At 69.3% G+C, this 24,678-nt stretch carries 21 protein-coding genes; 12 read left to right on the forward strand and 9 right to left on the reverse strand.

From position 1 onward, the window contains the following. Positions 1 to 15 precede the first annotated feature (15 nt). From HPF_RS05350 to HPF_RS23765, 7 genes are all read right to left on the reverse strand, one after another. Positions 16 to 798, reverse strand: a complete 783-nt coding sequence (locus HPF_RS05350) for an anti-sigma factor family protein (protein WP_079364601.1) — start codon at positions 796 to 798, stop codon at positions 16 to 18. 3 nt (positions 799 to 801) lie between these two features. Further along, entirely contained in the window at positions 802 to 1,320 is a 519-nt protein-coding gene (locus tag HPF_RS05355) for an RNA polymerase sigma factor (RefSeq protein WP_066156126.1), read from the reverse strand. A 6-nt stretch (positions 1,321 to 1,326) separates the two neighbouring features. Continuing rightward, positions 1,327 to 1,728: a COG4315 family predicted lipoprotein gene (locus HPF_RS05360; RefSeq protein ID WP_133155962.1), complete on the reverse strand. Its 402-nt coding sequence runs from the start codon at positions 1,726 to 1,728 to the stop codon at positions 1,327 to 1,329. 96 nt (positions 1,729 to 1,824) lie between these two features. After that, a complete protein-coding gene (locus HPF_RS05365; protein ID WP_133155963.1) occupies positions 1,825 to 3,513 on the reverse strand; it encodes an AMP-binding protein in 1,689 nt (562 codons plus the stop codon). A 116-nt stretch (positions 3,514 to 3,629) separates the two neighbouring features. Then, complete coding sequence (locus tag HPF_RS05370; protein ID WP_133155964.1) at positions 3,630 to 4,580, reverse strand: homoserine kinase; 951 nt, start codon at positions 4,578 to 4,580, stop codon at positions 3,630 to 3,632. Continuing rightward, the gene (locus HPF_RS23760) at positions 4,577 to 5,854 is read right to left on the reverse strand and encodes an aspartate aminotransferase family protein (protein ID WP_207959307.1); all 1,278 of its coding nucleotides are present in this window, start codon (positions 5,852 to 5,854) and stop codon (positions 4,577 to 4,579) included. Before HPF_RS23760 ends, HPF_RS05370 begins: the two co-directional genes overlap by 4 nt. A 33-nt stretch (positions 5,855 to 5,887) precedes the next feature. Then, positions 5,888 to 7,408 carry an APC family permease gene (locus HPF_RS23765; RefSeq protein WP_207959309.1) on the reverse strand — a complete coding sequence of 507 codons (1,521 nt, stop codon included), beginning with the start codon at positions 7,406 to 7,408 and terminating at the stop codon, positions 5,888 to 5,890. A gap of 159 nt (positions 7,409 to 7,567) precedes the next feature. Between HPF_RS23765 and HPF_RS05380 the strand changes: the two genes are divergently transcribed. The 7 genes from HPF_RS05380 to HPF_RS05410 all read left to right on the forward strand — a co-directional run bounded on the left by HPF_RS05380 (position 7,568) and on the right by HPF_RS05410 (position 16,462). Further along, entirely contained in the window at positions 7,568 to 8,560 is a 993-nt protein-coding gene (locus HPF_RS05380) for a helix-turn-helix domain-containing protein (RefSeq protein ID WP_165961652.1), read from the forward strand. A 72-nt stretch (positions 8,561 to 8,632) separates the two neighbouring features. Then, entirely contained in the window at positions 8,633 to 10,093 is a 1,461-nt protein-coding gene (locus HPF_RS05385) for an NAD-dependent succinate-semialdehyde dehydrogenase (protein WP_133155966.1), read from the forward strand. A 16-nt stretch (positions 10,094 to 10,109) separates the two neighbouring features. Then, positions 10,110 to 11,474: an aminotransferase class III-fold pyridoxal phosphate-dependent enzyme gene (locus HPF_RS05390; protein ID WP_133155967.1), complete on the forward strand. Its 1,365-nt coding sequence runs from the start codon at positions 10,110 to 10,112 to the stop codon at positions 11,472 to 11,474. Beyond that, positions 11,471 to 12,757 (forward strand): Tm-1-like ATP-binding domain-containing protein, encoded by a 1,287-nt coding sequence (locus tag HPF_RS05395; RefSeq protein ID WP_133155968.1) that lies wholly within the window; start codon positions 11,471 to 11,473, stop codon positions 12,755 to 12,757. Before HPF_RS05390 ends, HPF_RS05395 begins: the two co-directional genes overlap by 4 nt. Further along, positions 12,754 to 13,407 carry an HAD family hydrolase gene (locus tag HPF_RS05400; RefSeq protein ID WP_133155969.1) on the forward strand — a complete coding sequence of 218 codons (654 nt, stop codon included), beginning with the start codon at positions 12,754 to 12,756 and terminating at the stop codon, positions 13,405 to 13,407. The genes HPF_RS05395 and HPF_RS05400 overlap by 4 nt, the downstream gene beginning before the upstream one ends. 288 nt (positions 13,408 to 13,695) lie before the next feature. After that, on the forward strand, positions 13,696 to 15,651 hold the full coding sequence (locus tag HPF_RS05405) for a methyl-accepting chemotaxis protein (protein WP_133155970.1): 1,956 nt from the start codon (positions 13,696 to 13,698) through the stop codon (positions 15,649 to 15,651). A 94-nt stretch (positions 15,652 to 15,745) separates the two neighbouring features. After that, positions 15,746 to 16,462, forward strand: a complete 717-nt coding sequence (locus tag HPF_RS05410) for an alpha/beta hydrolase (protein WP_127803303.1) — start codon at positions 15,746 to 15,748, stop codon at positions 16,460 to 16,462. A gap of 12 nt (positions 16,463 to 16,474) precedes the next feature. Here the strand turns inward: HPF_RS05410 and HPF_RS05415 are convergent, their stop codons facing one another. Beyond that, on the reverse strand, positions 16,475 to 17,923 hold the full coding sequence (locus tag HPF_RS05415; protein ID WP_133155971.1) for an 8-oxoguanine deaminase: 1,449 nt from the start codon (positions 17,921 to 17,923) through the stop codon (positions 16,475 to 16,477). Between the two features lies 1 nt (position 17,924). Beyond that, positions 17,925 to 18,830, reverse strand: a complete 906-nt coding sequence (locus HPF_RS05420; RefSeq protein WP_133155972.1) for a LysR family transcriptional regulator — start codon at positions 18,828 to 18,830, stop codon at positions 17,925 to 17,927. 123 nt (positions 18,831 to 18,953) lie between these two features. Between HPF_RS05420 and gcl the strand changes: the two genes are divergently transcribed. The 5 genes from gcl to HPF_RS05445 are packed head-to-tail and all read left to right on the forward strand — an operon-like array spanning position 18,954 to position 24,674. Further along, positions 18,954 to 20,741 carry a glyoxylate carboligase gene (gene gcl / locus HPF_RS05425; RefSeq protein WP_133155973.1) on the forward strand — a complete coding sequence of 596 codons (1,788 nt, stop codon included), beginning with the start codon at positions 18,954 to 18,956 and terminating at the stop codon, positions 20,739 to 20,741. Positions 20,742 to 20,764: 23 nt separating this feature from the next. Next, a complete protein-coding gene (gene hyi, locus HPF_RS05430) occupies positions 20,765 to 21,562 on the forward strand; it encodes a hydroxypyruvate isomerase (protein ID WP_133155974.1) in 798 nt (265 codons plus the stop codon). 24 nt (positions 21,563 to 21,586) lie between these two features. Continuing rightward, on the forward strand, positions 21,587 to 22,495 hold the full coding sequence (gene glxR / locus HPF_RS05435; RefSeq protein WP_133155975.1) for a 2-hydroxy-3-oxopropionate reductase: 909 nt from the start codon (positions 21,587 to 21,589) through the stop codon (positions 22,493 to 22,495). Between the two features lie 23 nt (positions 22,496 to 22,518). Further along, on the forward strand, positions 22,519 to 23,838 hold the full coding sequence (locus tag HPF_RS05440) for a glycerate kinase type-2 family protein (RefSeq protein ID WP_133155976.1): 1,320 nt from the start codon (positions 22,519 to 22,521) through the stop codon (positions 23,836 to 23,838). Positions 23,839 to 23,897: 59 nt separating this feature from the next. Continuing rightward, a complete protein-coding gene (locus HPF_RS05445) occupies positions 23,898 to 24,674 on the forward strand; it encodes a DeoR/GlpR family DNA-binding transcription regulator (RefSeq protein ID WP_066156162.1) in 777 nt (258 codons plus the stop codon). Positions 24,675 to 24,678: the final 4 nt, after the last annotated feature.

A 24,678-nucleotide genomic window follows, 5' to 3' on the forward strand; every position in this document is an offset into this window, starting at 1 on the left:
GCACCGGACCCCTGGTCAGCGCGGCAACTGCCGGTAGGCCGCATCAGCCAGCACCGCCAGCCGTTCGCGCGCCAGGTTGCCGCTGAGGGCATAGCCCATGCGGCGGTCGACCCAGTAGAAGGTCTCGGTCTCGCCCACCCGTGTGAACTGGAACGCGGTGTCCTGGCCGGCCTGGTCGCCCAGCACCGAGACGTGCAGGGTCACGCGTTCGCCGGCCGCCGATTCGTACATGAACAGGGCGCGCGCCTCGCTGTTCTGTCCGGGCAGCAGGCGCCCGCCGATCAGCGCGAAGCCCTGCTCCTGCAGTTGCGGGGCGGTGAGCGGCGTGCCCAACCGCCGGGACAGCCACTGGATCAGGTGCGCCTGCTCGGCCACGCCGACCTCGACCGGATGGCGCTTCTCGGGCGTGTAGACCGCGTGGGCCACGCGCGCCTCCTGCACGAAGCCCGGAGTCGCGCCGGCCAGGCGGGCGGCCGGATCGCCGGCACTGCGGCCCCACCAGCCACCAGCGAAGCCCAGCGCCAGCAGCACGCTGGCGGCGAGCGCCTGCGGCCAGACGGCGCGGCGCGCCGGGCGGGTGGCCCGGGCCAGCGCGAGCGGCACCGGCTCGTCGAGCACGCTGCGCTGCAGGCCTTGCAGCGCGGTGCGCTGGGCCTGCCAGTCCTGGACGCGCCGCGCGTCCTCGGGGTGGTCCTGCAGCCAGGCCGACACCGCGTCGGAGCGGTCGGCCGGCAGCTGGCCGTCGACCCAGGCATGCAGCTCGGCGTCGGTCACGGGCGGGATGGGGTCGGCGTTCATGATTCAGGCAACGATTTTCAGCCGGGGCGTGACCGCGGTCGGAGGCTCTCCGCTGGTGAGCCGGCGCAGCTGTTCGCGGCCCCGGGAGAGGCGCGACATCACCGTGCCCACGGGCACACCCAGGACCTGGGCGGCCTCGGTGTAGGACAGCTCTTCCACACAGACCAGCAACACGGTTTCGCGCAACACCGGGCTCAACTCGGCCAGCGCGTGCTCCAGGTCCAGCCGCTCGGGCACCCGTGCCAAGGGGTCGTGGCTGGGTTCGTGGCGCTCCTCCAGTTCGACCGTGTCGCGCTCGTGCACCTGGTCGCGGACCTGGTTGAGGTGCAGGTTGTGCATCAGCGACAGCAGCCAGGCGCGCAGGCCGCTGCCGTCGGGCCGCGGCTTCCAGAGCGGCCACTTGTGGCAGGCGCGTTCCAGCGTGTCCTGCACCAGATCGTCGGCGCGGCTGGCGTCCCCCGTGAGCAGCCGCGCGTATCGGCGCAGGCGGGGGATGTGGGGCAGGGTGTCTTCGGGGCCCAAGGGGGATCAGGGGGTGGCCACGCGCCAGACCTTGTTGAAGCCGTCGCCGGTCTTGTCGCCGGGCTTGGTGTCCTTGATCCAGTAGTAGAGCGGTTTGCCCTTGTAGGCGATCTGCCGGCCGCCGTCGTCGCGGGTGATGACGCTGTAGTCGCCCGAAGCGTTGGCAGCGCCGGCCATCAGCGGGGGCCAGTTGGTGGCGCAGGGGCCGTTGCAGGTGCTCTTGCCGCTGCCGGCCACATCCTTGTCGAAGGTGTAGAGCGTCATGCCGTTGGGGCCGGTGAGCATGCCGTCGCGCGCCATGACGCCGCCGGGCGCGCTGGTGCTGCTGGTGGTGCTGGCACAGCCGATCAGTGCGGCGGTGCCCAGCGTCAGGGCGGCGGCCGTGCGAAGGATGGGGAATCGGGACATGGTGAACTCCTGGAAGGGGAATGAAAAAAACCGGTTGGCAAACGGTAAACACCGTGGCCCACCGGTTTATTCCCTGCCGATCCCGCTTTTTTTACCTCAGGACTGCCAGAGCACGGTCTTGCCGGAGTTTTCCCAGGCCTCGTAGTGTTTCGCGTACAGGTCTTCGATGCGGTTGCGCTTGACCTTGAAGGTCGGCGTGATCACGTCGTTGTCCACCGTCCAGGCGGTGGTGGTCACCACCAGGCACTGCAGCCGCTCGTGCGGGTCCAGCGTGGCGTTGATCGACTTGATGTGGGCGCTCAGCGAGCTTTCCAGCGCGGCGCGACCTTCGGCGCTGGCCGACTGGGCCACGGCATCGGCATTGAGCATGGCGATGCCCAGCGGCTGGCCCAGGTTGGCGCCGGTGACCACGCAGGCCTCGATGGCCTCGTGCATCACCAGCTTGTCCTCGATCGGCGCCGGTGCCACGTACTTGCCCTTGCCGGTCTTGAACAGGTCCTTCACGCGGCCGGTGATGTGCAGCAGGCCCTGCGCGTCGATGCTGCCCTTGTCGCCGGTCTTGAGCCAGCCGTCGGGGGTGAACACCTCGGCCGTCTTCTCCGGCTCCTTGTAGTAGCCCTGCATCAGCGCCTGGCTCTTCATCTGGATCTCGCCGGTCTCGGGGTCGATGCGCTGCTGCACGTCGGGGTAGGTCGGGCCGACGGTGCCGCGCTGGTTCTTTCCGGCTTCGGTGATGTGCGAGAGCGCCAGGTTCTCGGTCATGCCGTAGCCCTCGTTGATGGCAATGCCGAGCTGGCCGTACCACTCCAGCAGGGCCAGCGGCATGGGCGCCGCGCCGCCCGCGGCGAAGCGGCATTGGTCCAGGCCCAGGGCCTTGCGGATCTTCTTGCGCACCAGACCACCGATGAGGGGAATGCCCAGCAGCCGGTTCAGCTTGGCCGGCGGCATCTTGTGGTGGATGCCCTGCTGGAACTTGACCCACAGCCGCGGCACCGAGAAGAACACCGTGGGGCGCGAGCGCTGCAGGTCGGCGGTGAAAGTGTCCAGCGACTCGGCGAAATACACGTGCATGGCGGTGCGCAGCCAGCCGTGCTCGACCAGCATGCGCTCGACCACGTGCGCCAGCGGCAGGTAGGACAGCATGCGGTCGTCCTGGGTCAGTGGAATCCGCTGCAGGCCGCGGTCCAGCGCCCAGGCGAAATTGCCGAAGGAGTGCATCACGCCCTTGGGCAGGCCGGTGGTGCCCGAGGTGTAGATCAGCGTGGCCAGCTCGTCCTCTCCGCGGACGGGCGACTCCTTCATCGGCGCGGTGCGCGCCACGATGGCATCCCAGCCTTCGTAGGCCTGCTTCGCGTCGTCGGGCGAGAGCGGGTAGCTCATGCAGGGCAGGCCGGCGGGCACGCCGGGCTTCATGTGTTCCCAGCCGTCGAGCTTGCCGACGAACAGCGCCTTGGACTCGCTGTGGGTCAGGATCTGGGTGATGGTGTCGGGCGCCAGCGTGGGGTACAGCGGCACCGAGACATAGCCAGCCATCCAGATCGCCAGGTCGCTCATCATCCACCAGGCGCAGTTCTTGGACAGGATGGCGACCTTGCTGCCGGGCGCCCAGCCCTGGGCCTTCAGGTGCGCGGCCATGCGCCGGCTGTGGTCGGCCACCTGGGCCCAGGTGAAGTCCTGCACCGCACCGGCGCCCATGGGCTGGGTCAGGGCCACCCGCGTCGGGGCGGTCTTCTCCCAGTGGTACAGGCGTTGAAGGGCGAGGTAGTCGGGCGATATCTTGCTCATGCGTGTCTCCAGGTGAATGCCGGACTCTACCGGGGCCTGGCCGGCCGACGGCAGCGGGCTTTCCCGCGTGTTTTCTAGAGCCTGCGCTCCAGTTTTGCACGCAGCCCTGAGCTGGATCAAGCCGCCTGCAGTTGCGGGAGGCAGCGCTGGCAGATCTCGCGGGCCGTGGCCACGTAGCGCTGGCTGCGCTCCTGTGCACCGTCTTCGCCCAGACGGGGAACGACCCAGCCGACATAGGTGGTGGCCCGCAGGGCCAGGAAAAGGTCGAGCGTGCCCAGGTCCAGGGGCCGCAGGTCCTGGTAGCCCCGCAGCAGGGCGTCCCGCAGCACCGCGTAGTTGGGCCACCCGATGAACTTGAGCAGGGTGGTCGCCAGGTCGAAGGCGCGGTAGCCCCAGCCGCCATCGTCGAAGTCCAGCAGGCCGATGCGCTCGCCGTGCAGCAGCACGTTCTCGCGCACCAGGTCGGCGTGGATCAGACCGAAGTCGAGCCGGTCCTGCAGGCGCTGCAGCTCGCGCTGCGCCGCACAGCGGAAGTGCCCGAACAGGCGCCGGTCGTCGTCGGACAGGGCGGGGTGTTCCCAGAAGCGACCCCAGACCGGCGCCTCGCCCAGCAGGCCCTCGGCGTCCCAGCGCACGCGCGTGAAACCCGCCGGTGGGGCCCAGGCGTCCGAGGCGTTGTGCAGCCGCGCCATCTGTTGCCCGAGCGCATGGAACAGGTGGTCGAGGTCGGGGGCCGGGTCTTCCTGCAGCGCCGCGCCCAGGGTCTGGCCGGGCAGCCAGGTGAGCAGGTCCACCTGGTGGCCGCCCACTTCTTCGAGCAGCCGGCCGCGCAGCGACGGCACGGGCCGGGGCACCAGCAGGCCGGCCTGGGCCAGTGCCGCCATCCACTGCAGTTCGGATTCGAGTTCGGCGCTGCTGCGGTAGCCCGGCCGCTTGATGCGCAGGGCGTAGTGCCCGGCCGATGCGACGGTGAGCCGGTAGACCTGGTTCTCCCGGCCCGCCACAAACCGCAGGCGCGCGTGACCGAGGCCCCAGGCGGTGGCCGCCCGCCGGGCGAGGTCCGTCATGGCGCCAGCCCGGCCAGCACCTCGTCCAGCGTCTGCATGAGCAGCCCCAGGTGCTCCTCCGAAAAGGTCATCGGCGGCCGGATCTTTAGGGTGTTCTTGTGGCGACCCAGCTTGGACAGCAGCACGCCGCGCTCGCGCAGGGCATTGACCACCTGGTCGGCCAGCTCCGACGCGGGCGCGAGGGTGTCCCGGTCCTTCACGAACTCGACACCGAACACCATGCCGCTCTGGCGCACATCGCCGATCGCCGGGTACTTCGCCGCCAGCCCGCTCAGCGCCTGAGCGGCCAGCGCGCCGATCTTCGCGGCGTTGGCCTGCAGCTGGCGCTGACCGATCTCTTCCAGCACCGCCATCGCCGCGGCGCAGGCCACGGGGTTGCCACCGAATGTGTTGAAGTAGCGGTAGGAGCCGCGGAAGCGCGCCATCACCTCCGGCCGCGTGACCAGACCCGCCACCGGGTAGCCGTTGCCCATGGGCTTGCCCATGGTCACCACATCGGGCGTCACGCCCTGCTTCTGGTGGGCCCAGAAGTGGCTGCCGCTGCGCGCGAAGCCCGACTGCACCTCGTCGCAGATCAGGAAGCCGCCGGCCGCGCGCACCACCTGCTCGGTCGGCCTCAGCCAGCCGGGCGCCTGGGTCGGGAAGCCCTCGTTAAGGAACAGCGGGCACACGATCAGCGCCGCGAAGCCGATGCCCGAGCGCTCCAGCTCGTCGATCTGTTCCTGCACCTTGGCAGCAAACCTCAGCCCCTGGGGGTCATCGATGCGCAGGCTGTCGGGCGCCTCGACATGGCGCACGTACTGGCCCAGCCCGAAGCCGTGGGCCGGCGGGTTGCTGGTGGAGAGCTGGCTGACCAGGCTGGTGTTGCCGTGGTAGGTGGCGTCGGTGGCGATGACACCGCGCTTGCCGGTCATGGCCTCGGCCATGCGCAGCGCGATGTCGTTGGCCTCGGAGCCGGTGCAGGTGAGCAGGGCGTTGGAGAGGTCACCGCCGAAGGTGGCGGTCAGCTTCTCCGCATAGGCCACCAGGTTCTCGTGCAGGTAGCGGCTGTGCACGTTGAGCTGGCGGCTCTGCGCACAGATCGCTTCCACCACCCGCGGGTTGCAGTGGCCGACGTGGGGCACGTTGTTGTAGCAGTCCAGGTAGCGGCGGCCGTCCGCGTCCCACAGCCACACGTCCTCTCCCCGGACGATGTGGACCGGTCGCTGGTAGAAGGTGGAGACGTTGGGCCCCAGCAGGGCCCGCCGCTTCTCCATGAGTTCGGTGTCGTTCATGCCGGGTGTTGGTTCGTGCATCCGCTGTGCCTGTCAGGAAATCACGTCCTGGATCAGTTCCTTGTTCTCCTTGTGCCGGGCCATGGCAAAGAAGTAGCCCGCCACGAGCACGCCGAAGGGCAGCAGCGCCATGAACCAGCCCAGACCGTTCATGGCCCAGGAGGTCGTGGTCGGGTCCAGGCCCTCGGCCACGGCCCCGGTCAGCAGGCCAAAACGCGCCATCAGCAGGTACAGGCCCACCGACAGACCGATGGTGGCCAGCACCGGCGCGATCAGCGACTGGAAGATGTTCGAGTCACCGGGCACGCGGCGGAACCAGGCGATCACCGCGAAGCACACCAGGATTTCGATCAGCAGGATGGAGACCACCGCCAGACCGGAGAACCAGAAGAACATGTTGAGGATGGGGTCCAGGCCGGCCAGGGCGAAGAGCACGATCACGGCCAGCGTGATCACCGACACGGTGACCGAGCCCGCCGAGGGCGCGCCGCGGCTGTTCACGTTGGCCAGCGCGGCCGGCAGCGTGCCGCCGCGGCCCAGGGCGAACAGGTAGCGGGCGGCGGAGTTCTGGAACGCCAGCATGGCGGCGAACAGGCTGGAGAGCACCAGGCTCTTCATCATGGCCGCCAGCCAGTCGCCGACGTACTGGCTCGCCAGCGTGAACAGCACGTTGGCGGGGTTGACCAGGGGCGCGCCGTCGACCGAAGACAGCTCGACCACCCGGTCCATCACCTGGCCCGAACCCAGGCCCGTCACCACGGCGAAGGTGGTGCTGGCGAACAGCACAGTGATGAACAGCACGGCCACATAGGTGGCCAGCGGCACCGTGCGCTTGGGGTTGATCGACTCTTCGCCGTAGATGGCGGTGGCCTCGAAGCCGACGAAGGACGCGAAGGCAAACGCCAGTGCGATGCCCGCCGAGCCGGCCAGACCGCCGGCCAGGATGTTGGACGGGCTGAACGAGGCGGCGAAGTTCCAGCCTTCGGGGCCGCCCTGGACGAGTATGGCCACCGTGGTGATCACCAGCACCAGCAGTTCCAGCCCCAGCAGCAGGCCCAGCACGTGTGCGCCCACGTCGACGCTGCGCAGCGACAGCCAGGTCACCGCGGCCCAGGCCAGCAGCGACCAGCCCCACCAGGGCAGGGCGCCGACCTGCTCGGCCATCAGCCCGCCGAAGAAGCCGAAGATGGACAGGTGGATGGCCAGGTAGGCCAGCAGGGAGACGAAGGCCGAACCCACGCCCAGGTGCAGGCCCATGCCGCGACCGATGTAGGCGAAGAACGCGCCGGAGTTGGTGACCTGGTGGCTCATGGCGGCGTAGCCCACGCTGAACAGCAGCAGGGTCAGTCCAGCCAGCAGGTAGGCGCCGGGCGCCGCGGCGCCGTTGCCCAGCAGGATGGCGGCGGGCAGCGCGCCGGTCATGCCCACCAGCGGCGAGGCGGCGGCGACCACGAAGAAGACGATGCCGATCACCCCCAGGCGGCCGGATCGCAGGGACTGTTCGGCGCCCGGGGCGGGCCCGGACGATGAGAGTGAAGTGGAAGCGGTGTTCATGGCTGTTCCTCGTCGTTGTATCTGGATATCCGTGCCGCTGGCGCTTGGAGCCAGGGTGGACGGGATGCTAGGGACGGGTCACCGAACGGGTTATCAAAACTGCGCACGATGTGGTCCGGGTTTCTCCCAATCGGCCTTGCGGCTGCTACGCTGCGCGCCATGAGCGACCCCACTGCCGAGGCCCCCGAAGATGCGCCAGCGCCCGGCTGGGCCCAGTCCCTGCTGACCTTCGACATCGACGCCCACGCCGCGGCGCAGGGCGACTGGTCGCTGCACTACGAGCAGCTCTCCAGCGGGCGCTTTCGTGGCGAGCTGTCCCTGGTGCAGCTGGTCGGCGTGCGCCTCACCGAAGAAAAGACCAGCCTGGCGCTGCGCCAGCGCGGGCGGCTGGGCGAGCAGGTCTACGGGTTTGCGATGTCGGTGGCGCCCACGGGGGATGTGTACTTCGACGGCCGCAAGGTCCACCCGGACGCCATCCTCTGCGGCAGCGGGCGCGAGATCGATTTCGTCACGCCGGCGCAGCACCACCTGATCGCACTGACCGTGGAGCGCAGCCTGCTCAACCCGTTGTGGGAGCACATGTACCAGAAGCCGCTGGCCAGCTGGCTGGAGCGGCAGATGGAGCTGCTGCCCACGCCCGAGAGCGCCGCCGCGCTGCGCCGCAAGCACCAGCAGGCGCTGAAGGAGTCGCTGGCGCTGGCGCAGCATTTCACCGATCCGTCGGCGCTGAACCAGCTGCGCGACGACATCCTGATCGAGTGGATCGAGGCGCTGCCGCCGAGCGTGGACACCTCCGACCTGGATTCGCTGGCGCGGCGCAAGCGCATGGTGGACAAGGCCTGCGAGCTGATGATGGCGAACCCGGATGAGCCGCCGTCGATCCTGGATGTGTGCAGCCGGGTGGGGGCGAGCCGGCGCAAGCTGAACTACTGTTTCCAGGATGTGCTGGGGACGTCGCCGACGCAGTACCTGCGGGCCTTGCGGCTCAACGGGGTGCGGCGCGGGTTGCGCGAGGCGGCACCGGGGGCGACAGTGCAGGACGTGGCGGCGCGCTGGGGCTTCTGGCACCTGGGTCAGTTTTCGCTGGATTACAAGAAGCACTTTTTCGAGCTGCCGTCGGAGACGCTTTCCCGGGTTCGGAAGGGACGCTAGGGGAAAACCCGCAAGGCGGTTTTGCGCATTTCCGATCACGCGTGAAGAGGGGGCGCCGGCACAGTGTCCGGCATGAGTTCTTCCTACCCCCATCTCTCCCTGCACGTGGCCGGCCAGTGGCTGTCCGCGGCCTCGGGCGGCGAGCGCCCGGTGATCAACCCCGCCGATGAAAGCGTGCTCGCCACGCTGCCGTTGGCCGGCCCGGCCGAGCTCGCCGTAGCCGCCGAGTCGGCGCAGCGTGGCTTCGAACAATGGCGCCGCGTGCGCCCGCACGACCGCTATGTGATCCTGCGCCGCGCCGCCGAGCTGCTGCGCGAGCGCGCCGGCGAGATCGCCACCGTGCTCACACTCGAACAGGGCAAGCCGCTGGCCGAAGCGAAACGCGAGGTCACGCTGTCGGCGGACATCATCGATTTCCAGGCCGAGGAGGGCAAACGCCTCTACGGCCGCACCGTGGCGCCGCGCGTCGACGGCATCCTCTCGCACACCGTGCAGCGCGTGCCGGTCGGCCCGGTGGCCGCCTTCACACCCTGGAACTTCCCGGTCAACCTGCCCAGCCGCAAGCTCGGCAGCGCGCTGGCGGCGGGCTGCAGCGTGGTGCTCAAGCCGGCCGAAGAGACGCCGGGCAGCGCCATGCTGCTGGTGCGCTGCTTTCTCGATGCCGGCGTGCCGGCCGAGGCGATCCAGCTGGTCTGGGGTGACCCGGCACAGGTCTCGTCGTTCCTGATCGAGCGGCCCGAGATCGCCAAGGTCTCGGTCACCGGCTCGGTGGCTGTCGGCAAGCTGCTGGGCGAGCAGGCCGCACGCCACGTCAAGCGCTTCACCGGCGAGCTGGGCGGCCACGCGCCGGTCATCGTGGCCGAGGACATGGCCGATGGCGCAGGCATGGGCTTCGTGCTCAAGCAGTCGGTCACCGCCAAGTACCGCAACGCCGGCCAGGTCTGCGCTTCGCCGATCCGGTTCTATGTGCCGCGCGCGCAGCTAGCGACGTTCGGCGAACGCTTCGCCGCCGCCTCGCAGAAGCTGCAGCTCGGTTCCGGCCTGGACGCCGCCACGCAGATGGGCCCGCTGGCCCACGCGCGCCGCATCGAAGACATGGAGCGCTTTGTCGACGACGCCGTCGGCCAGGGCGCGCGCCTGCTCACCGGCGGCCACCGCGTGGCGCGGCCCGGCTTCTTCTTCGAACCCACCGTGTTCGCCGAAGCGCCGCTGAGCAGCCGCGTGATGCAGCAGGAGCCCTTCGGCCCCATTGCGGTGATCCAGCCCTACGACACGCTGGACGGCGCGATCGAACAGGCCAACGCGCTGCCCTATGCGCTGGGCGCCTACGCCTTCACGCGCGACCTGCACACCGCCCACCGCCTGGGCGAAGGCATCGAGGCCGGCATGGTCGGCATCAACCACTTCGGCGTCTCGCAACCCGAGCTGCCCTTCGGCGGCCACAAGGAAAGCGGCCTCGGCCAGGAGCAGGGCGCCGAGGGCATCACCCACTACACCGAGGTCAAGACCGTGACCATCGGCACACCTTTCTGAACCCGGGAGCAAGCACATGAGCACCATCGAACAACTCAAGCAGGACAACGCCGAATTCCAGTGGCACCCGATGGCCCACCCGGCGGCCATGAAGAAGAGCAAGCCCGACATCGTCGCGCGCGGCGAAGGCTGCTGGATCTGGGACGTCGACGGCCACAAGCTGCTGGACGGCGTGGGTGGCCTCTGGGCCAGCAACCTCGGCCACAGCGCCACCGCGGTGCGCGACGCCATCGTGGCCCAGCTCGACGAGCTGCCCTTCTACAACACCTTCCGCGGCACCTCCCACCCGCGCGCCATCGAACTCTCGGCCCAGCTGGTGAAGATGATGGAGCCCGACGGCGTGGCCAGCGTGATGTTCTCCAGCGGCGGCTCCGACGCGGTCGAGACCGCGCTCAAGCTGGCGCGCCAGTACCACAAGCTGCGCGGCGAGAAGGATCGCTTCAAGTTCATCAGCCTGCGCCAGGGCTACCACGGCGTGCACTTCGGCGGCATGAGCGTCAACGGCAACACCAACTTCCGCCGCGCCTACGAGCCGCTGCTGCCCGGGTGCTTTCACATCGACACGCCCTGGCTCTACCGCAACCCTTACACCAACGACCCGCTGGAACTGGGCGAGATCTGCGCCGAGCTGCTGGAACGCGAGATCGTGTTTCAGGGGCCGGACACCGTGGCCGCTTTCATAGCAGAGCCGGTGCAGGGCGCGGGTGGCGTGATCGTGCCGCCGGCCAACTACTGGCCGCTGGTGCGCAAGATCTGCGACAAGCACGGCGTGCTGCTGATCGCCGACGAGGTGGTCACGGGCTTCGGCCGCACCGGCCATCTGTTCGGCACGCGGCTGTGGGGCGTGACCGCCGACCTGTGGTGCCTGGCCAAGGGCATCAGCTCGGGCTACGTGCCGCTGGGCGCGACCGCGATCTCGGCCAAGGTGGCCCAGGTGTTCAACGACGACAAGAGCGGCCAGGCCGCCGTGGGCCACGGCTACACCTACAGCGCCCACCCGGTGGCCGCGGCCGCCGCGCTGGCCACGCTGGCACAGATCCAGGCGCTGGACGTGCCGGGCAACGCCGGCCGCGTCGGAGCGGTGATGCAGGAGCGCCTGCGCCAGCTGGAGAAGACCTGCAGCTTCGTCGGCAACGTGCGTGGCGTCGGCCTGATGCTGGGCATCGAGATGGTGGACGACAAGGCCACGCGCACGCCCATGCCTCGCAGCAGCGACATCCCGGCCCGCGTGGCGAAAGAGGCCTACCAGCGCGGCCTGATGGTGCGCATCTCCGGCCCCAACCTGATCCTTTCGCCGCCGCTGGTGATTTCGCTGGACGAGGTGAACCACCTGTGCGACGTGCTGGAAGCGTCCTTCGCCGCCGTGGAGGCCTCGCTGTGAGCCCGACGAAGGCCGGCCGCGCGCCGGTCATCCTGCTGATCGGCACCGTCGACACCAAGAGCGACGAGATGGCCTTCCTGCGCGAGTCGGTCGAGCACCTGGGCGGCAGCGCCTTGGTGATGGACGTGGGCGTGCTGGGCCGTGGCGGCTTCACGCCCGACATCCTGAACAGCGAGGTGGCGGCCGCGGCCGGCGTGACGCTGCAGCAGGTGATGGACACCGGCGACGAGAACACCGCGATGAAGCTGATGGCCACCGGCGCTTCGCTGATCGCGACGCAGTGGTACGTCGAAGGCCGCTTCGACGGCCTGCTGGCCCTGGGCGGCACCATGGGCACCGACCTGGCGCTGGACGTGGCCAACGCGCTGCCGCTGGGTTGCCCGAAGGTGGTGCTCTCGACCATCGCCTACTCGCCGCTGATCCCGCCCGACCGCATCCCGCCCGACCTGATCATGCGGCTGTGGGCCGGCGGCCTGTACGGGCTGAACCGCCTCTGCAAGGCGGCGCTGGGCCAGGCCGCTGGTGCGGTGGTGGGCGCCTGCCAGGCGCGCGCGGCCGAGGCCGACCCGCGCCCCGTCATCGGCATGACCTCCCTGGGCAGCAGCGCTCTCTCTTATATGAAGAAGTTCAAGCCGGCGCTGGAAGTGCGCGGCTACGAACTGGCGGTTTTCCACACCACGGGCATGGGCGGGCGCGCGTTCGAAGATCTGGCGCGGCGCGGCTACTTCGCGGCGGTGATGGACTTCAGCCTGCAGGAGCTGGTCAACGACCTGGCCGGCAGCTGCGTGAGCGCCGGCAGCGAGCGCCTGCTGGGCGCAGGCCGCGCGGGTGTGCCGCAGATCGTGGCGCCCGGTGCGACCGACATGGTCGACTTCGCCGCCTGGACGCGCTGCCCCGAGCCCTTCATCGGCCGCTCGGTGCACGAGCACAACCGCCTGATCGCCTCGGTCTGCATCGACCCCGAGATGCGCCGCCACGTGGCGCGCGCCATCGCCGACCGGCTGGAGCAGGCCACCGGCCCGACCTGCCTGCTGCTGCCCATGGGCGGCGTCGAGCAGTGGGACCGGCCGGGCGAACCGCTGCACGACCCCGAGGGACTGAAGGCCTTCACCGACGAAATGGGCCATGTGGTTTCACCACAGACCGTGTTCCAGCCGGTGGACGCGCACATCAACGACGAGGCCTTTGCCCAGGCCGCGCTGCGCGTGTTCGACGGCTGGGTGGCCGCCGGTCTGGTGCCGCCGGGCGTGGTGGACGTGACCGAAGAAAGGAAGGCCGCATGAGCGCGCAGGCACTGGTTCTTGATTTCGGCGGCGTCGTCAGCCGCATGCTGTTCGAAACCCACGAACTCTCCGAGCAGGCCCTGGGTCTGAAGCCCGGCACGCTGACCTGGAAAGGCCCGTTCGACCCCGCCACCGACCCGCTCTGGCAGGACATGCAGGCGGAAAAACTCAGCGAGCGCGACTACTGGATGGCGCGCACCCGCGAGGTCGGTCGCCTGCTCGGCGAGGACTGGGACAAGATGGAAACCTTCGTGCAGCGCGCGCGCGGCGCCGATGTTGAGGCGGTGATCCGGCCCGAAGCGGTGTCTATCATCTGCGCCGCCAAGGCGGCGGGAAAAAAACTGGCCGTCCTGTCCAACGAGCTGGACCTGTTCTACGGCGCCGGCTTCCGCCGCCGGCTGTCGCTGCTGCAGCTGTTCGATGTGATCGTGGACGCGACCTACACCGGCATCCTCAAGCCCGACCCGCGCGCCTACGCGGCGGTGACCGAGGCGCTGGGCCTGCCGGCGCACGACTGCGTGTTCGTGGACGACCAGAAGCGCAACGCCGACGGCGGCCAGAGGGCCGGCATGCAGGTGGTGCACTTCAACGTGCTGCAGCCGGCGGCCTCGTTTGCAAAAGCCCGGGCGCTGCTGGGGCTGGGCGCCTGAGCGTCGCCGGGCCGTTCCCAAGGTGCCCAGCCCCGCAGTGCGCAGCACGGAGGCTGGTCCAGTGAGTGCCTCAGCCCTGGGCTACCCGGTGCACTGGCATTCCTATTCCATGGGGCACGAGGTGTGTATGGACGAGATCGCCGACCTCAACGCCTGGCTGGTGCGGCGCCTTGCGGCTTGATCTGGCGCAAACAGGGCGGTTCTTGCGCCGCTGATCGGCGTTTCAGTATGGGCGGGTGTGTCCGATAGTGGCAATAGCCCCATCGTCACCTTTCGGAAAACACCGCCATGACCCCTGTTGCCCCGTCTTCCCGGTTTCGACCGGGTGCCTGGTCCCTGACCACCAAGCTGAGCCTGTCCGCCGTGCTGTTGTGTGTGCTGTGTGTGGGTGCCACCAGCGCGGTCGTGGGTCTGCAGGCCAGTGACCGGGCCCGCCAGGCGGCTAGCGAACAGGCCCGCGTGGTGGCCGAGCAGGCGGCGGCGCAGGTCGGCGGCGAACTTGGCCGCAGCTTCGCTGCCGTGCTCGGCATGGCCGCGAGCATGGAGGGTATGAAATCCGCCGGCCACCCTCCGAGCCGCGAGCAGCTCGATGACATGGCCCGCCAGCTGCTGGTCCAGCGCAAAGAATTCATCGGCACCTACTCGATCTGGGAGCCCAATGCCCTGGATGGCCGGGACGCCGAGTACGTGAAGCAAGGGCCGACCTACGACGACACCGGGCGCTACATCGCCTACTGGCACCGGGGCACCGGTCAGATCACGGTGGAGGCGCTGCTGAACTACGAAAAAGAAGGCGAGAACGACTGGTACGCGATTCCCCGCAAGACACTCAAACCCGCCCTGATCGAACCCTACGTCTATCCCCTGGCCGGCAAGGACGTGCTGCTGGCCACCATGGTCACGCCGGTGCTGGTGGACGGCAAGTTCGTCGCTGCCACCGGGGCCGACATGTCCCTGGCGGACCTGTCCGAACGGCTGAGCAAGCTCGAACCGCTGCCCGGTGGTCGCTTGTCGCTGCTCTCCAATGGCGGCCTGTATCTGGCGTCGCAGGACAAGGCGCGGCTGGGCAAGCGGGCCGACGACCTGCCGGCCGAGGTGCTGGCCCACATCGCCAAGGGCGAGCCCCATGTGTGGGACGACGGCCAGGGCTGGGTGCACCTGTACACGCCGGTGACCGTGCTGCAGGGCACGGCGCCCTGGAGCGTGGCGGTGTCCTATCCGCTGTCGGTGGCTGCGGCCGCCGCCCAGCAACAACTCTATGGCGCTGTCGCCGCCGCGGCCGTGGCCTGCGCGCTGGCCGCGGTGTTCATGACGCTGCTGGTGCGTTCGCTGATGAGGCCGCTGCGGGAACTCGGTCGCACCATGAACGGACTGGCCTCGGGCAGCACCGATCTGCGCGTCGAACTGCCGGTGCGGGGCACCGACGAGCTGTCGGTGATCGCCCAGGGTTTCAACGGATTTGCGAGCAAGCTGCGCAGCGCCTTCAGCGAGGTCGGCGACGTCTCGGGCGGCGTGGCCAACGCCTCCAGGGAAATCGCCACCGGCAACGCCGATCTTTCGGTCCGCACCGAGCAGCAGGCTTCGCACCTGCAGCAGAGCGCCAGCGCCATGCGCGAACTCACCGAGGCTGTGGCCCACAGCGCGGAGTCGTCCGATCACGCGGCCCAGCTGGCGCGCGATGCGGTGGCACAGGCGCACAACGGCCAGAACGTGATGCGCGAGACCCGCGACGCCATGGACAAGATCAACGAGTCCAGCCGCCGAATCGCCGACATCACCGGCCTGATCGACTCGATCGCGTTCCAGACCAACATCCTGGCCCTCAACGCCGCCGTCGAGGCGGCCCGGGCCGGCGACCAGGGGCGCGGTTTTGCGGTGGTGGCGGGCGAGGTGCGCACGCTGGCGCAGCGCAGCGCCACCGCGGCCAAGGACATCCGCCAGCTCACCGTCGACTCGGTGGACCGGGTGGCTTCCGGCGCGGCACTGATCCGCCAGGCCGAGACCTCGCTGAACCAGCTCGGCGACGCGGTGCAGCAGGTCGACCAGCTGCTGTCCGAGGTCAGCCAGGTGACCCGGGAGCAGTCCGGCCGCATCCGGTCGGTGACCGACGCCATCGGCGAGCTCGACCAGAACACCCAGCAGAACGCCGCGATCGTGGAACAGGCTGCGGCTGCGGCCGATTCCCTGCAGCAGCAGTCGGCCCGGCTGGTGCAGACCGTGCGCGAATTTGTGGGGCAGTCGTGACGAATATTTGTTACTGATCAATTCAACTGCAACCAGCCGGCGTCGGAGCGCCTGCGACCTGTGGCAACGCCATGGCTGGCGCTATGCTGATGCCATGAGCACCCGTCGGAAGATCCAGCTGCGCGAAACCGTGACCGGCGGTGACCCGTCGGCGGTGCCTTCCGCCACCCTGATCGTCCTGCACGGACTGGGCGCCGACGGGCAGGACTTTGCGCCGCTGGTGACCGAGCTGGACCTGTCGTCCGCCGGGCCGGTGCGGTTCGTGTTTCCCAACGCCCCGCTGCGCACCGTAAGCCTCGGCGACGGTGAACCCGGTCAGCCCATGCGCGCCTGGTACGACCCGCGCCCGGTGGCGGCCGAAACCGGTGCGGTGTCGACGCAGGACGAGGAGGGCCTGCGCGCCTCCTGCGAGGTGGTGCAGGCGCTGATCGACCGCGAGGCGGCGCGCGGCGTGCCACCCGGCCGCGTGGTGCTGCTGGGCTTTTCTCAGGGCGCGGTGATGACGCTGATGGCGGGCCTGCGGGCGCCCCAGCGGCTGGCCGGCCTGGTGGTGCTCTCGGGTTACCTGCCGCTGTCGATTGCGACCGAGGCCGAGGCCAGCCCCGCCAACCGCGACGTGCCGATCTTCATGGCGCACGGCCGGCAGGACCCGGTGGTGCTGCCGCAGCGCGCCGAGTCCTCGCGCGACAAGCTGCTGCGCCTGGGCTACGACATCGCCTGGCACGACTACCCGATGGGGCACGAGGTCTGCCCGCGGGAGATCCGCGACCTCAACGGCTGGCTATCGGTGCTGCTCGCGCCCTGGCACTGAGCGCGGCGGCGCTCAGCGTGCCGCGTTCGCCAGTTCGATGGCCAGGCGGTTGTGCCGTTCCACGAGTGGGCCAAGGTCCGCGGTGACGAGCCGGCCTTCCCGCACCACCACCCGACCGTTGACCACCGTGTAGGCCGCCTGCGGGCTGGCACACAGCAGCAGGCTCGCCAGCGGGTCGTGCACCGCACCGCCGGCAAAGCCCAGGCTGCGCAGATCGAACAGCGCCAGGTCGGCGCACATGCCCGGTGCCAGGTGGCCGATGTCTTGGCGGCCCAGCACCTGCGCGCCACCGCGGGTGGCGATGTGCAGCACGTCGCGCGCGGTCATCTCGGCCGGGCCGAGGTCGCAGCCGAAGAAGGTCTTGCCGCCGCGGGTCTCGGGGGCTGAGAGCGCGCGGCCCACGCGCGCCAGCAGCAGCGCCTGCCGCGCCTCGTTCACCATGTGCGCGCCGTCGTTGCTGGCGCTGCCGTCCACGCCCAGGCCCACCGGCACCCCGGCGTCCAGCATGCGGCGGACGGGCGCGATGCCGCTGGCCAGGCGCATGTTGCTGCAGGGGCAGTGCGCCACGCCGGTGCGGCTGGCGGCGAACAGCGAGATGCCCTCGTCGTCGAGCTTGACGCAGTGCGCGTGCCAGACGTCCTCGCCCAGCCAGCCCAGTTCCTGCGCGTACTGCGCGGGCGTCATGTGGAACTTCTCGCGGCTGTAGGCGATGTCGTGGTCGTTCTCGGCCAGGTGGGTGTGCAGGCGCACGCCCTGGCCTTTGAAGCTTCGCGCGAGTTCGGCGCTCTGCTGCATAAGTGCGGGGCTGACCGAGAACGGTGAACACGGCGCGAGCGCCACCTGCACCATGGCGCCGTGGTCGGCGCGGTGCCAGGTCTCGATCAGGCGCTGGCTGTCTTTCAGGATCGCGTCTTCCTGTTCCACCACCCGGTCCGGTGGCAGGCCGCCCTGCGACTGGCCCACGCTCATGCTGCCGCGCGTGGCGACGAAGCGCATGCCGATGGTCTGCGCGGCTTCGATGCTGTCTTCCAGCCGCACCCCGTTGGGGTAGATGTAGAGGTGGTCGCTGCTGGTGGTGCAGCCGCTCATCAGCAGCTCGGCCATCGCGACCTGGGTCGAGACCTGCACCATCTCCGGCGTGAGGCCGGCCCAGATCGGGTAGAGCCCGCGCAGCCAGGAGAACAGCTCCGCGTCCTGCACGCCGGGGATGGCGCGCGTGAGCGACTGGTACATGTGGTGGTGTGTGTTCACCAGCCCGGGCGTGACCAGGTGGCCATGCGCGTCGATCACCTCGCCGGCCGATTCGCGCAGCGCGCGCGGCAGCTCGGCGGTGGGGCCGATCCACTCGATGACGTTGTCGCGCACGAACAGCGAAGCGTCCTTGAGTTCGCGCCCTTTCGACGGGTCGGCGTGGTCGAAGGTGGCGATGCAGGCGGCGTTGTGGATCAGCAGGGAGTTCATGTCACTTCAACCAGTAGTGGGGTTTGGCGTAGGTCTTCTTGAGGTGCTCGATGAAAAACCGCACCTTGGCCGGCAGGTGGCGCTGCTGCGGGTACACGGCCAGGATGTCGTAGGCGGGCAGGGCGAACTCGTCGAGCACGGTCACCAGTTCGCCGCGCTGCAGCTGCGCCTGGATTTCCCAGGTGCTGCGCCAGCCCAGGCCCAGGCCCTCGCTGACCCAGCGGTGCAGCAGCTCGCCGTCGTTACAGTCCAGGTTGCCCTCGGCGCGCACCGTCACGGTCTTGCCGTCCTGCTGGAAGTACCAGCCGCGCTGCTGGCCGCCCTGCAGGTTGAAGGCCAGGCAGTTGTGCTGGGCCAGATCGTCCAGCGTCTGCGGCTTGCCGTGTTTGCGGAAATAGGCCGGCGTGCCACAGACCACGCGCTGGTTGGTGGCCAGCTTGATGGCGACGAAATTCGGGTCGATGGCGCCGCCGATGCGGATGCCCATGTCGTAGCCCTCGCGCACCAGGTCCACCACCCGGTCGGTCAGGTTGAACGAGAGCTTGACCTCGGGGTTGGCCTTGAGGAAGGCGCTGGCGTGCGGCGCCACGTGCAGGCGCCCGAAGGCCGCAGGGGCCGAGACGATCAGGTGGCCACTGGCCTGGTGCTTCTGCGCCGCCACGCTGGCCTCGGCCTGTGCCCACTGCGCCAGCAGCGGCCGGCATTCGTCCAGAAAGCGCGCGCCCGCGTCGGTCAGCACCAGGCGCCGGGTGGAGCGGTGCATCAGCTGCGTGCCCAGGCGCTTCTCCAGCGCGTCGATGCGCCGGCCCATCATCACCGGGGTGATGCCGGCGTGCAGCGCAGCGGCGGCCAGGCTGCCGTGCTCCATCACCTGCACGAAGGCTTCGATTTCCTTGTAACGGTCCATGGGGGCATGTTATCGGCGCGATTGCATACCGCAAGTATCGAATCAACTGACCGCCAGTGGCATTCACAAGACCGTATGGCCTCCATAGCATCGGTCCCAGTCCACAAACCACTGGAGACAGACATGGCGAAGATGAAGGCCGCGATGGCGGCGGTGCTGGTGATGGAGAAGGAGGGCATTGCCCAGGCCTTCGGCGTACCCGGCGCGGCCATCAATCCGCTGTATGCGGCCCTGCGCGAACGCGGCAGCATCGCCCATGTGCTGGCGCGCCACGTGGAGGCCGCCTCGCACATGGCCGAGGGTTACACCCGCGCCAGGGCCGGCAACATTGGCGTCTGCATCGGCACCAGCGGTCCGGCCGGCACCGACATGATCACCGGCCTGTACTCGGCCAGCGCCGATTCGATACCGATTCTCTGCATCACCGGCCAGGCGCCGCGCGCACGCCTCTACAAGGAAGACTTCCAGGCGGTGGACATCGAGAGCATCGCCAAGCCCGTGACCAAGTGGGCGGTGACGGTGCGCGAGCCGGCCCTGGTACCGCGCGTGTTCCAGCAGGCCTTCCACCTGATGCGCTCGGGCCGCCCGGGCCCGGTGCTGATCGACTTGCCGTTCGACGTGCAGATGGCCGAGATCGAGTTCGACATCGACACCTACGAGCCGCTGCCGGTCTACAAGCCCGCCGCCACGCGCAAGCAGGTTCAGAAGGCGCTGGACATGCTGGCCGCGTCCGAGAAGCCCCTGATCGTGGCCGGCGGCGGCATCCTCAATGCGGATGCGGCGGACCTGCTGGTGCAGTTCGCCGAACTCACCGGTGTGCCGGTGGTCCCCACGCTCATGGGCTGGGGCAGCATCCCCGACGACCACCCGCTGATGGCCGGCATGGTGGGCCTGCAGACCAGCCACCGCTATGGCAACGCGACCATGCTCGCCAGCGACTTCGTTCTGGGCATCGGCAACCGCTGGGCCAACCGCCACACCGGCAGCGTCGAGACCTACACCCGCGGGCGCAAGTTCGTGCACGTGGACATCGAGCCGACGCAGATCGGCCGCGTGTTCGAACCCGACTTCGGCATCGTGAGCGATGCGAAGGCCGCGCTGGAGCTGTTCGTGCAGGTGGCGCGCGAGCGCGTCGCCGCCAAGGCCTGGCCGAGCTATACCGACTGGGCCGAGCGCTGCGCCGAACGCAAGCGCGTGATGCTGCGCAAGACGCATTTCGAGCAGATCCCCATGAAGCCGCACCGCGTGTACGAGGAGATGAATCAGGTCTTCGGCCGCGACACGGTGTACGTCAGCACCATCGGCCTGTCCCAGATTGCGGCGGCGCAGTTCCTGCACGTCTACGGTCCGCGCCAGTGGATCAATTGCGGCCAGGCCGGCCCGCTGGGCTGGACGCTGCCGGCCGCGCTGGGCGTGGTGGCGGCCGACCCGACGAAGCAGGTGGTGGCCCTCTCGGGCGACTACGACTTCCAGTTCCTGATCGAGGAGCTGGCCGTGGGCGCGCAGTTCCGCCTGCCCTATGTGCACGTGCTGGTCAACAACAGCTACCTGGGTCTGATCCGCCAGAGCCAGCGCGGCTTCGACATGGACTACTGCGTGCAGCTGGCCTTCGAGAACCAGAACGTGCCCGATGCCGCGGGCGATCTGCGGGGCTATGGCGTGGACCACGTGGCCGTGGTCGAAGGCCTGGGCTGCAAGGCCCTGCGCGTGACCGACCCGGAGCAACTGCAAGGCGCGCTGCGCCAGGCGCAGCAACTGGCTGCCGAGCACCGCCTGCCTGTCGTCGTGGAATGCATACTGGAACGGATCACCAACATCGCCATGGGCACCGAGATCGACAAGGTGGTCGAGTTCGAGGACATCGACTGCCGCGCCGCGCAGGGTCTCGAAACTGCGGGCCTGCTGGACTGAACACAACAACAATGGAATACGACATGCCGCAATTCGCCGCCAACCTTTCCATGCTCTGGAACGAGCTGCCCTTCCTCGACCGCTTCGACGCGGCGGCGAAGGCCGGTTTCAAGGCCGTGGAGTTCCTGTTCCCTTATGACTTCAAGGCCGAAGACATCGCCGAGCGCCTGCGGCGCAACGGCCTGCAGCTGGTGTTGCACAACCTGCCGCCGGGCGACTGGGCGGCGGGCGAGCGCGGCCTGGCCTGCATTCCGGGCCGTGAAGACGAGTTCCGCGCCGGCGTGGCCAAGGCCGCCGAGTACGCGCCGGTGATCGGCGTGCAGCGCTGGCACTGCATGGCCGGTCTGGTGCCCGCGGGCGTGAGCGAGGCGCAGGCGCGCGCCACCTGGGTGGCCAACGTGCGTTACGCGGCCGCCGAGGCGAAGAAGCTTGGGCTGCCGCTGCTGATCGAACCCATCAACAGCTTCGACATGCCGGGCTACTTCGTCAACCGCCCCCGCCAGGCCATCGCGCTGATGGACGAAGTGGGTGCGGACAACGTCTTCCTGCAGTACGACATCTACCACGCACAGCGCATGGAGGGCGAGCTCTGCAACACCATCCGAGAGCTGCTGCCGCGCATCGCCCACATGCAGCTGGCCGACACACCCGGCCGGCATGAACCCGGCACCGGCGAGATCCACCACCGCAACGTCTTCGACCACATCGACGCGCTGGGCTACAGCGGCTGGATCGGCTGTGAATACAAGCCGAAGGACGGCACGCCCGGCGGCACGGACCGCGGTCTGGGCTGGATCGCCGCCCACGGTCAAACACTCTGAACAGAACCCGATAGGAGACACCACATGACCAAGAGCGGCACCAAGGTCGGCTTCATCGGCCTGGGCATCATGGGCACGCCCATGGCGCTGAACCTCATCAAGGCCGGGCACATGCTGTTCGTGTCCAGCCGCAGCAAGATCCCGGCCGAACTGGCGGAGGCGGGCGCGACGGTCTGCACCAACGCCACCGAGGTGGCCAGGCGGGCCGACGTGATCATCACCATGGTGCCGGACACGCCCCATGTGCAGGACGTGCTGTTCGGCGAGACCGGCGTGTCCAAGGGGCTTGGCGCTGGCAAGACCGTGGTGGACATGAGCTCCATCAGCCCGATGGCGACCAAGCAGTTCGCGCAGCAGATCAACGCGCTGGGCTGCGACTACCTGGACGCGCCGGTCAGCGGTGGCGAGGTGGGCGCCAAGGCCGGCAGCCTGACCATCATGGTCGGCGGGCCGGAGGCGGCGTTTGAACGCGTGAAGCCGCTGTTCGAGGCCATGGGCAAGAACATCACGCTGGTGGGCGGCAACGGCGACGGCCAGACCACCAAGGTGGCCAACCAGATCATCGTGGCGCTCAACATCGAGGCGGTGGCCGAGGCCCTGCTGTTCGCCAGCAAGGCTGGCGCCGACCCGGCCAAGGTGCGTCAGGCCCTGATGGGCGGGTTCGCGGCCAGCCGCATCCTGGAAGTGCATGGCGAGCGCATGGTCAAACGGACCTTCAACCCGGGCTTTCGCATCGAGCTGCACCAGAAGGACCTCAACCTCGCGCTGCAGGGCGCGAGGGAACTGGGCGTGAGCCTGCCGAACACCGCCAGCGCGGCGCAGCTGATGCAGAGCTGCGCGGCGCACGGCCTCGCTGGTCTCGACCACTCCGCCTTGTGCCGTTCGCTCGAACTCATGGCAAACCACGAGATCGCCCCAGAACCCGCCGCCTGATGCACCGCTAGACTGCGGCGACCATGACCCAGCCCACCCTTGAAAACCCGCGCGCCCTGCTGCGCCACCTGTACGACGTGGCGGTGCAGCGCGCGCTGCCGTTGCTCAACACCGCGGCGCACCTGCCGGCGCCGCCCAAGGGCCGCACGCTGGTGCTGGGCGCCGGCAAGGCGGGTGGGGCGATGGCGCACGCGGTCGAAGCCCTGTGGCCTGCGGACGCACCGCTGTCGGGTCTGGTGGTCACGCGTTACGGCCACACGCCGCCGCGACCGGAAGAGCTCGCACAGCGCATCGAGGTCGTCGAGGCGGCGCACCCGGTGCCCGACGCCGCCGGCCTCGACGCTGCGCAGCGCATCCTGGCGCTGACGCAAGGGCTGACCGAAGACGATCTGGTGCTGTGCCTCATCTCGGGCGGCGGTTCGGCGCTGCTGACGCTGCCGTGCGACGGCCTGACGCTGGCAGACAAGCAGCGCATCAACCGCCAGCTGCTGGAGAGCGGCGCGCACATCGGCGAAATGAACACCGTGCGCAAGCACCTCTCGCGCATCAAGGGCGGGCGCCTGGCGGCGGCCTGCGCGCCCGCAAGGGTTGTGACGCTGACCATCAGCGACGTGCCGGGCGACGACGTGAGCGTGATCGCCAGCGGCCCCACCGTGGCGGACGCGACCACCTGCGCCGACGCGCTGGACATCCTGCGGCGCTATGGCATCGAAGTCCCTGCGGTGGTGCAGCAGCAACTGGAAGCTGGCGCGCTCGAAACCCCCAAGCCGGGCGACCCGCGGCTGGCGCGCTGCACCACGAACCTGATTGCCACGCCGCAGCAGAGCCTGGACGCGGCGGCCGACGCCGCGCGCGCGCTCGGCCTGCGCGCCTACGTGCTGAGCGACGAGATCGAGGGCGAGTCGCGCGAGGTCGGCAAGGTGCATGCGGCGCTGGCGCGCTCCGCCACGCTCGGCCGCAGCAGCTTCGAGGCGCCTTGTGTCATCCTCAGCGGCGGCGAGACCACGGTGACGGTGCGCCCGCGCGCCGAAGGCCAGCCCAAAGGGCGGGGCGGGCGGGCAGGGGAGTTCTGCATGGGCCTGGCGCAGGCGCTGAACGGGCATGCGAACGTGTGGGCGCTGGCGGCCGACACCGACGGCATCGACGGCGTGGAGGATAACGCGGGCGCCCTGGTCGCGCCCGACACGCTGGCGCGCGCCTCGGCCCGGGGCCTGAAGCTGGCCGACCACCTGGCGCGCAACGACGCGGTCGGCTTCTTCGAACCCCTGGGCGACCTGGTGTTCACCGGCCCCACGCACACCAATGTCAACGACTTCCGCGCGCTGCTCATAACCCGGTCGTAGGTTGATCGTGCACGTTCGTGCATGTTGTGATTCTTGTTTGTGCACGATATGATGCGCGCATGAACACGGACATCCCCCTGGCCCGCCGCGACCAGATTGCCGCACGGCTGGCCCAGGGCCAGTCCGTGGTGGCCGCCACGCTGGCGGACGAATTCCAGGTCTCGGAAGACGCGATCCGCCGCGACCTGCGCGCCCTCGCTGGCGAAGGTCTGTGTCGCCGCGTCTATGGCGGCGCGCTGCCGCCGCTGCCTGGCGCCACCCCGATGGCGGTGCGCATGGACGAGCGGCGCGAGCGCAAGGCCGCGCTGGCCCGGGCGGCGGTGGCCATCATCGAACCTGGCGAATTCCTGTTCCTGGACAGCAGCAGCACCAATCTCGCGCTGGCGCAGTGCCTGCCGTCCGAGTACGCGCTCACCGTGGCCACCAATTCGGTGGATATCGCCGCCGCGCTGCTGCGCCGCCAGGACGTGCACCTGATCATGGTGGGCGGCGCGGTCGACCCGCTGGTGGGCGGCTGCATCGACGCCACCGCCGTGCTGGCCGTGGGGCAGATGAACATCCAGCGCTGCTTTCTGGGCACCTGCGGCGTGCTGGTGGACACGGGCATCTGCACGGTGGATGCTGCCGACGCCGCCTTCAAGCGCGCGCTGCGCGCCGCCAGCCAGCGCTGCGTGGCGATGGCCACCAACGACAAGCTCGGCCTGCTGCTGCCGCACCGCGTCACCCCCACCCGCGAGATCGATCATTTCGTGGTCGAACACGACGCCGACTTCGCCTTCCTGAAGGCGTTGGCGAAGCAGGGCACGCAGGTCCTCAAAGCGGACCGGCCGGAGTGATGCA

The organism is Hydrogenophaga pseudoflava, from assembly GCF_004353865.1.
GTDB classification, from domain to species: Bacteria; Pseudomonadota; Gammaproteobacteria; order Burkholderiales; family Burkholderiaceae_C; genus Hydrogenophaga; species Hydrogenophaga pseudoflava.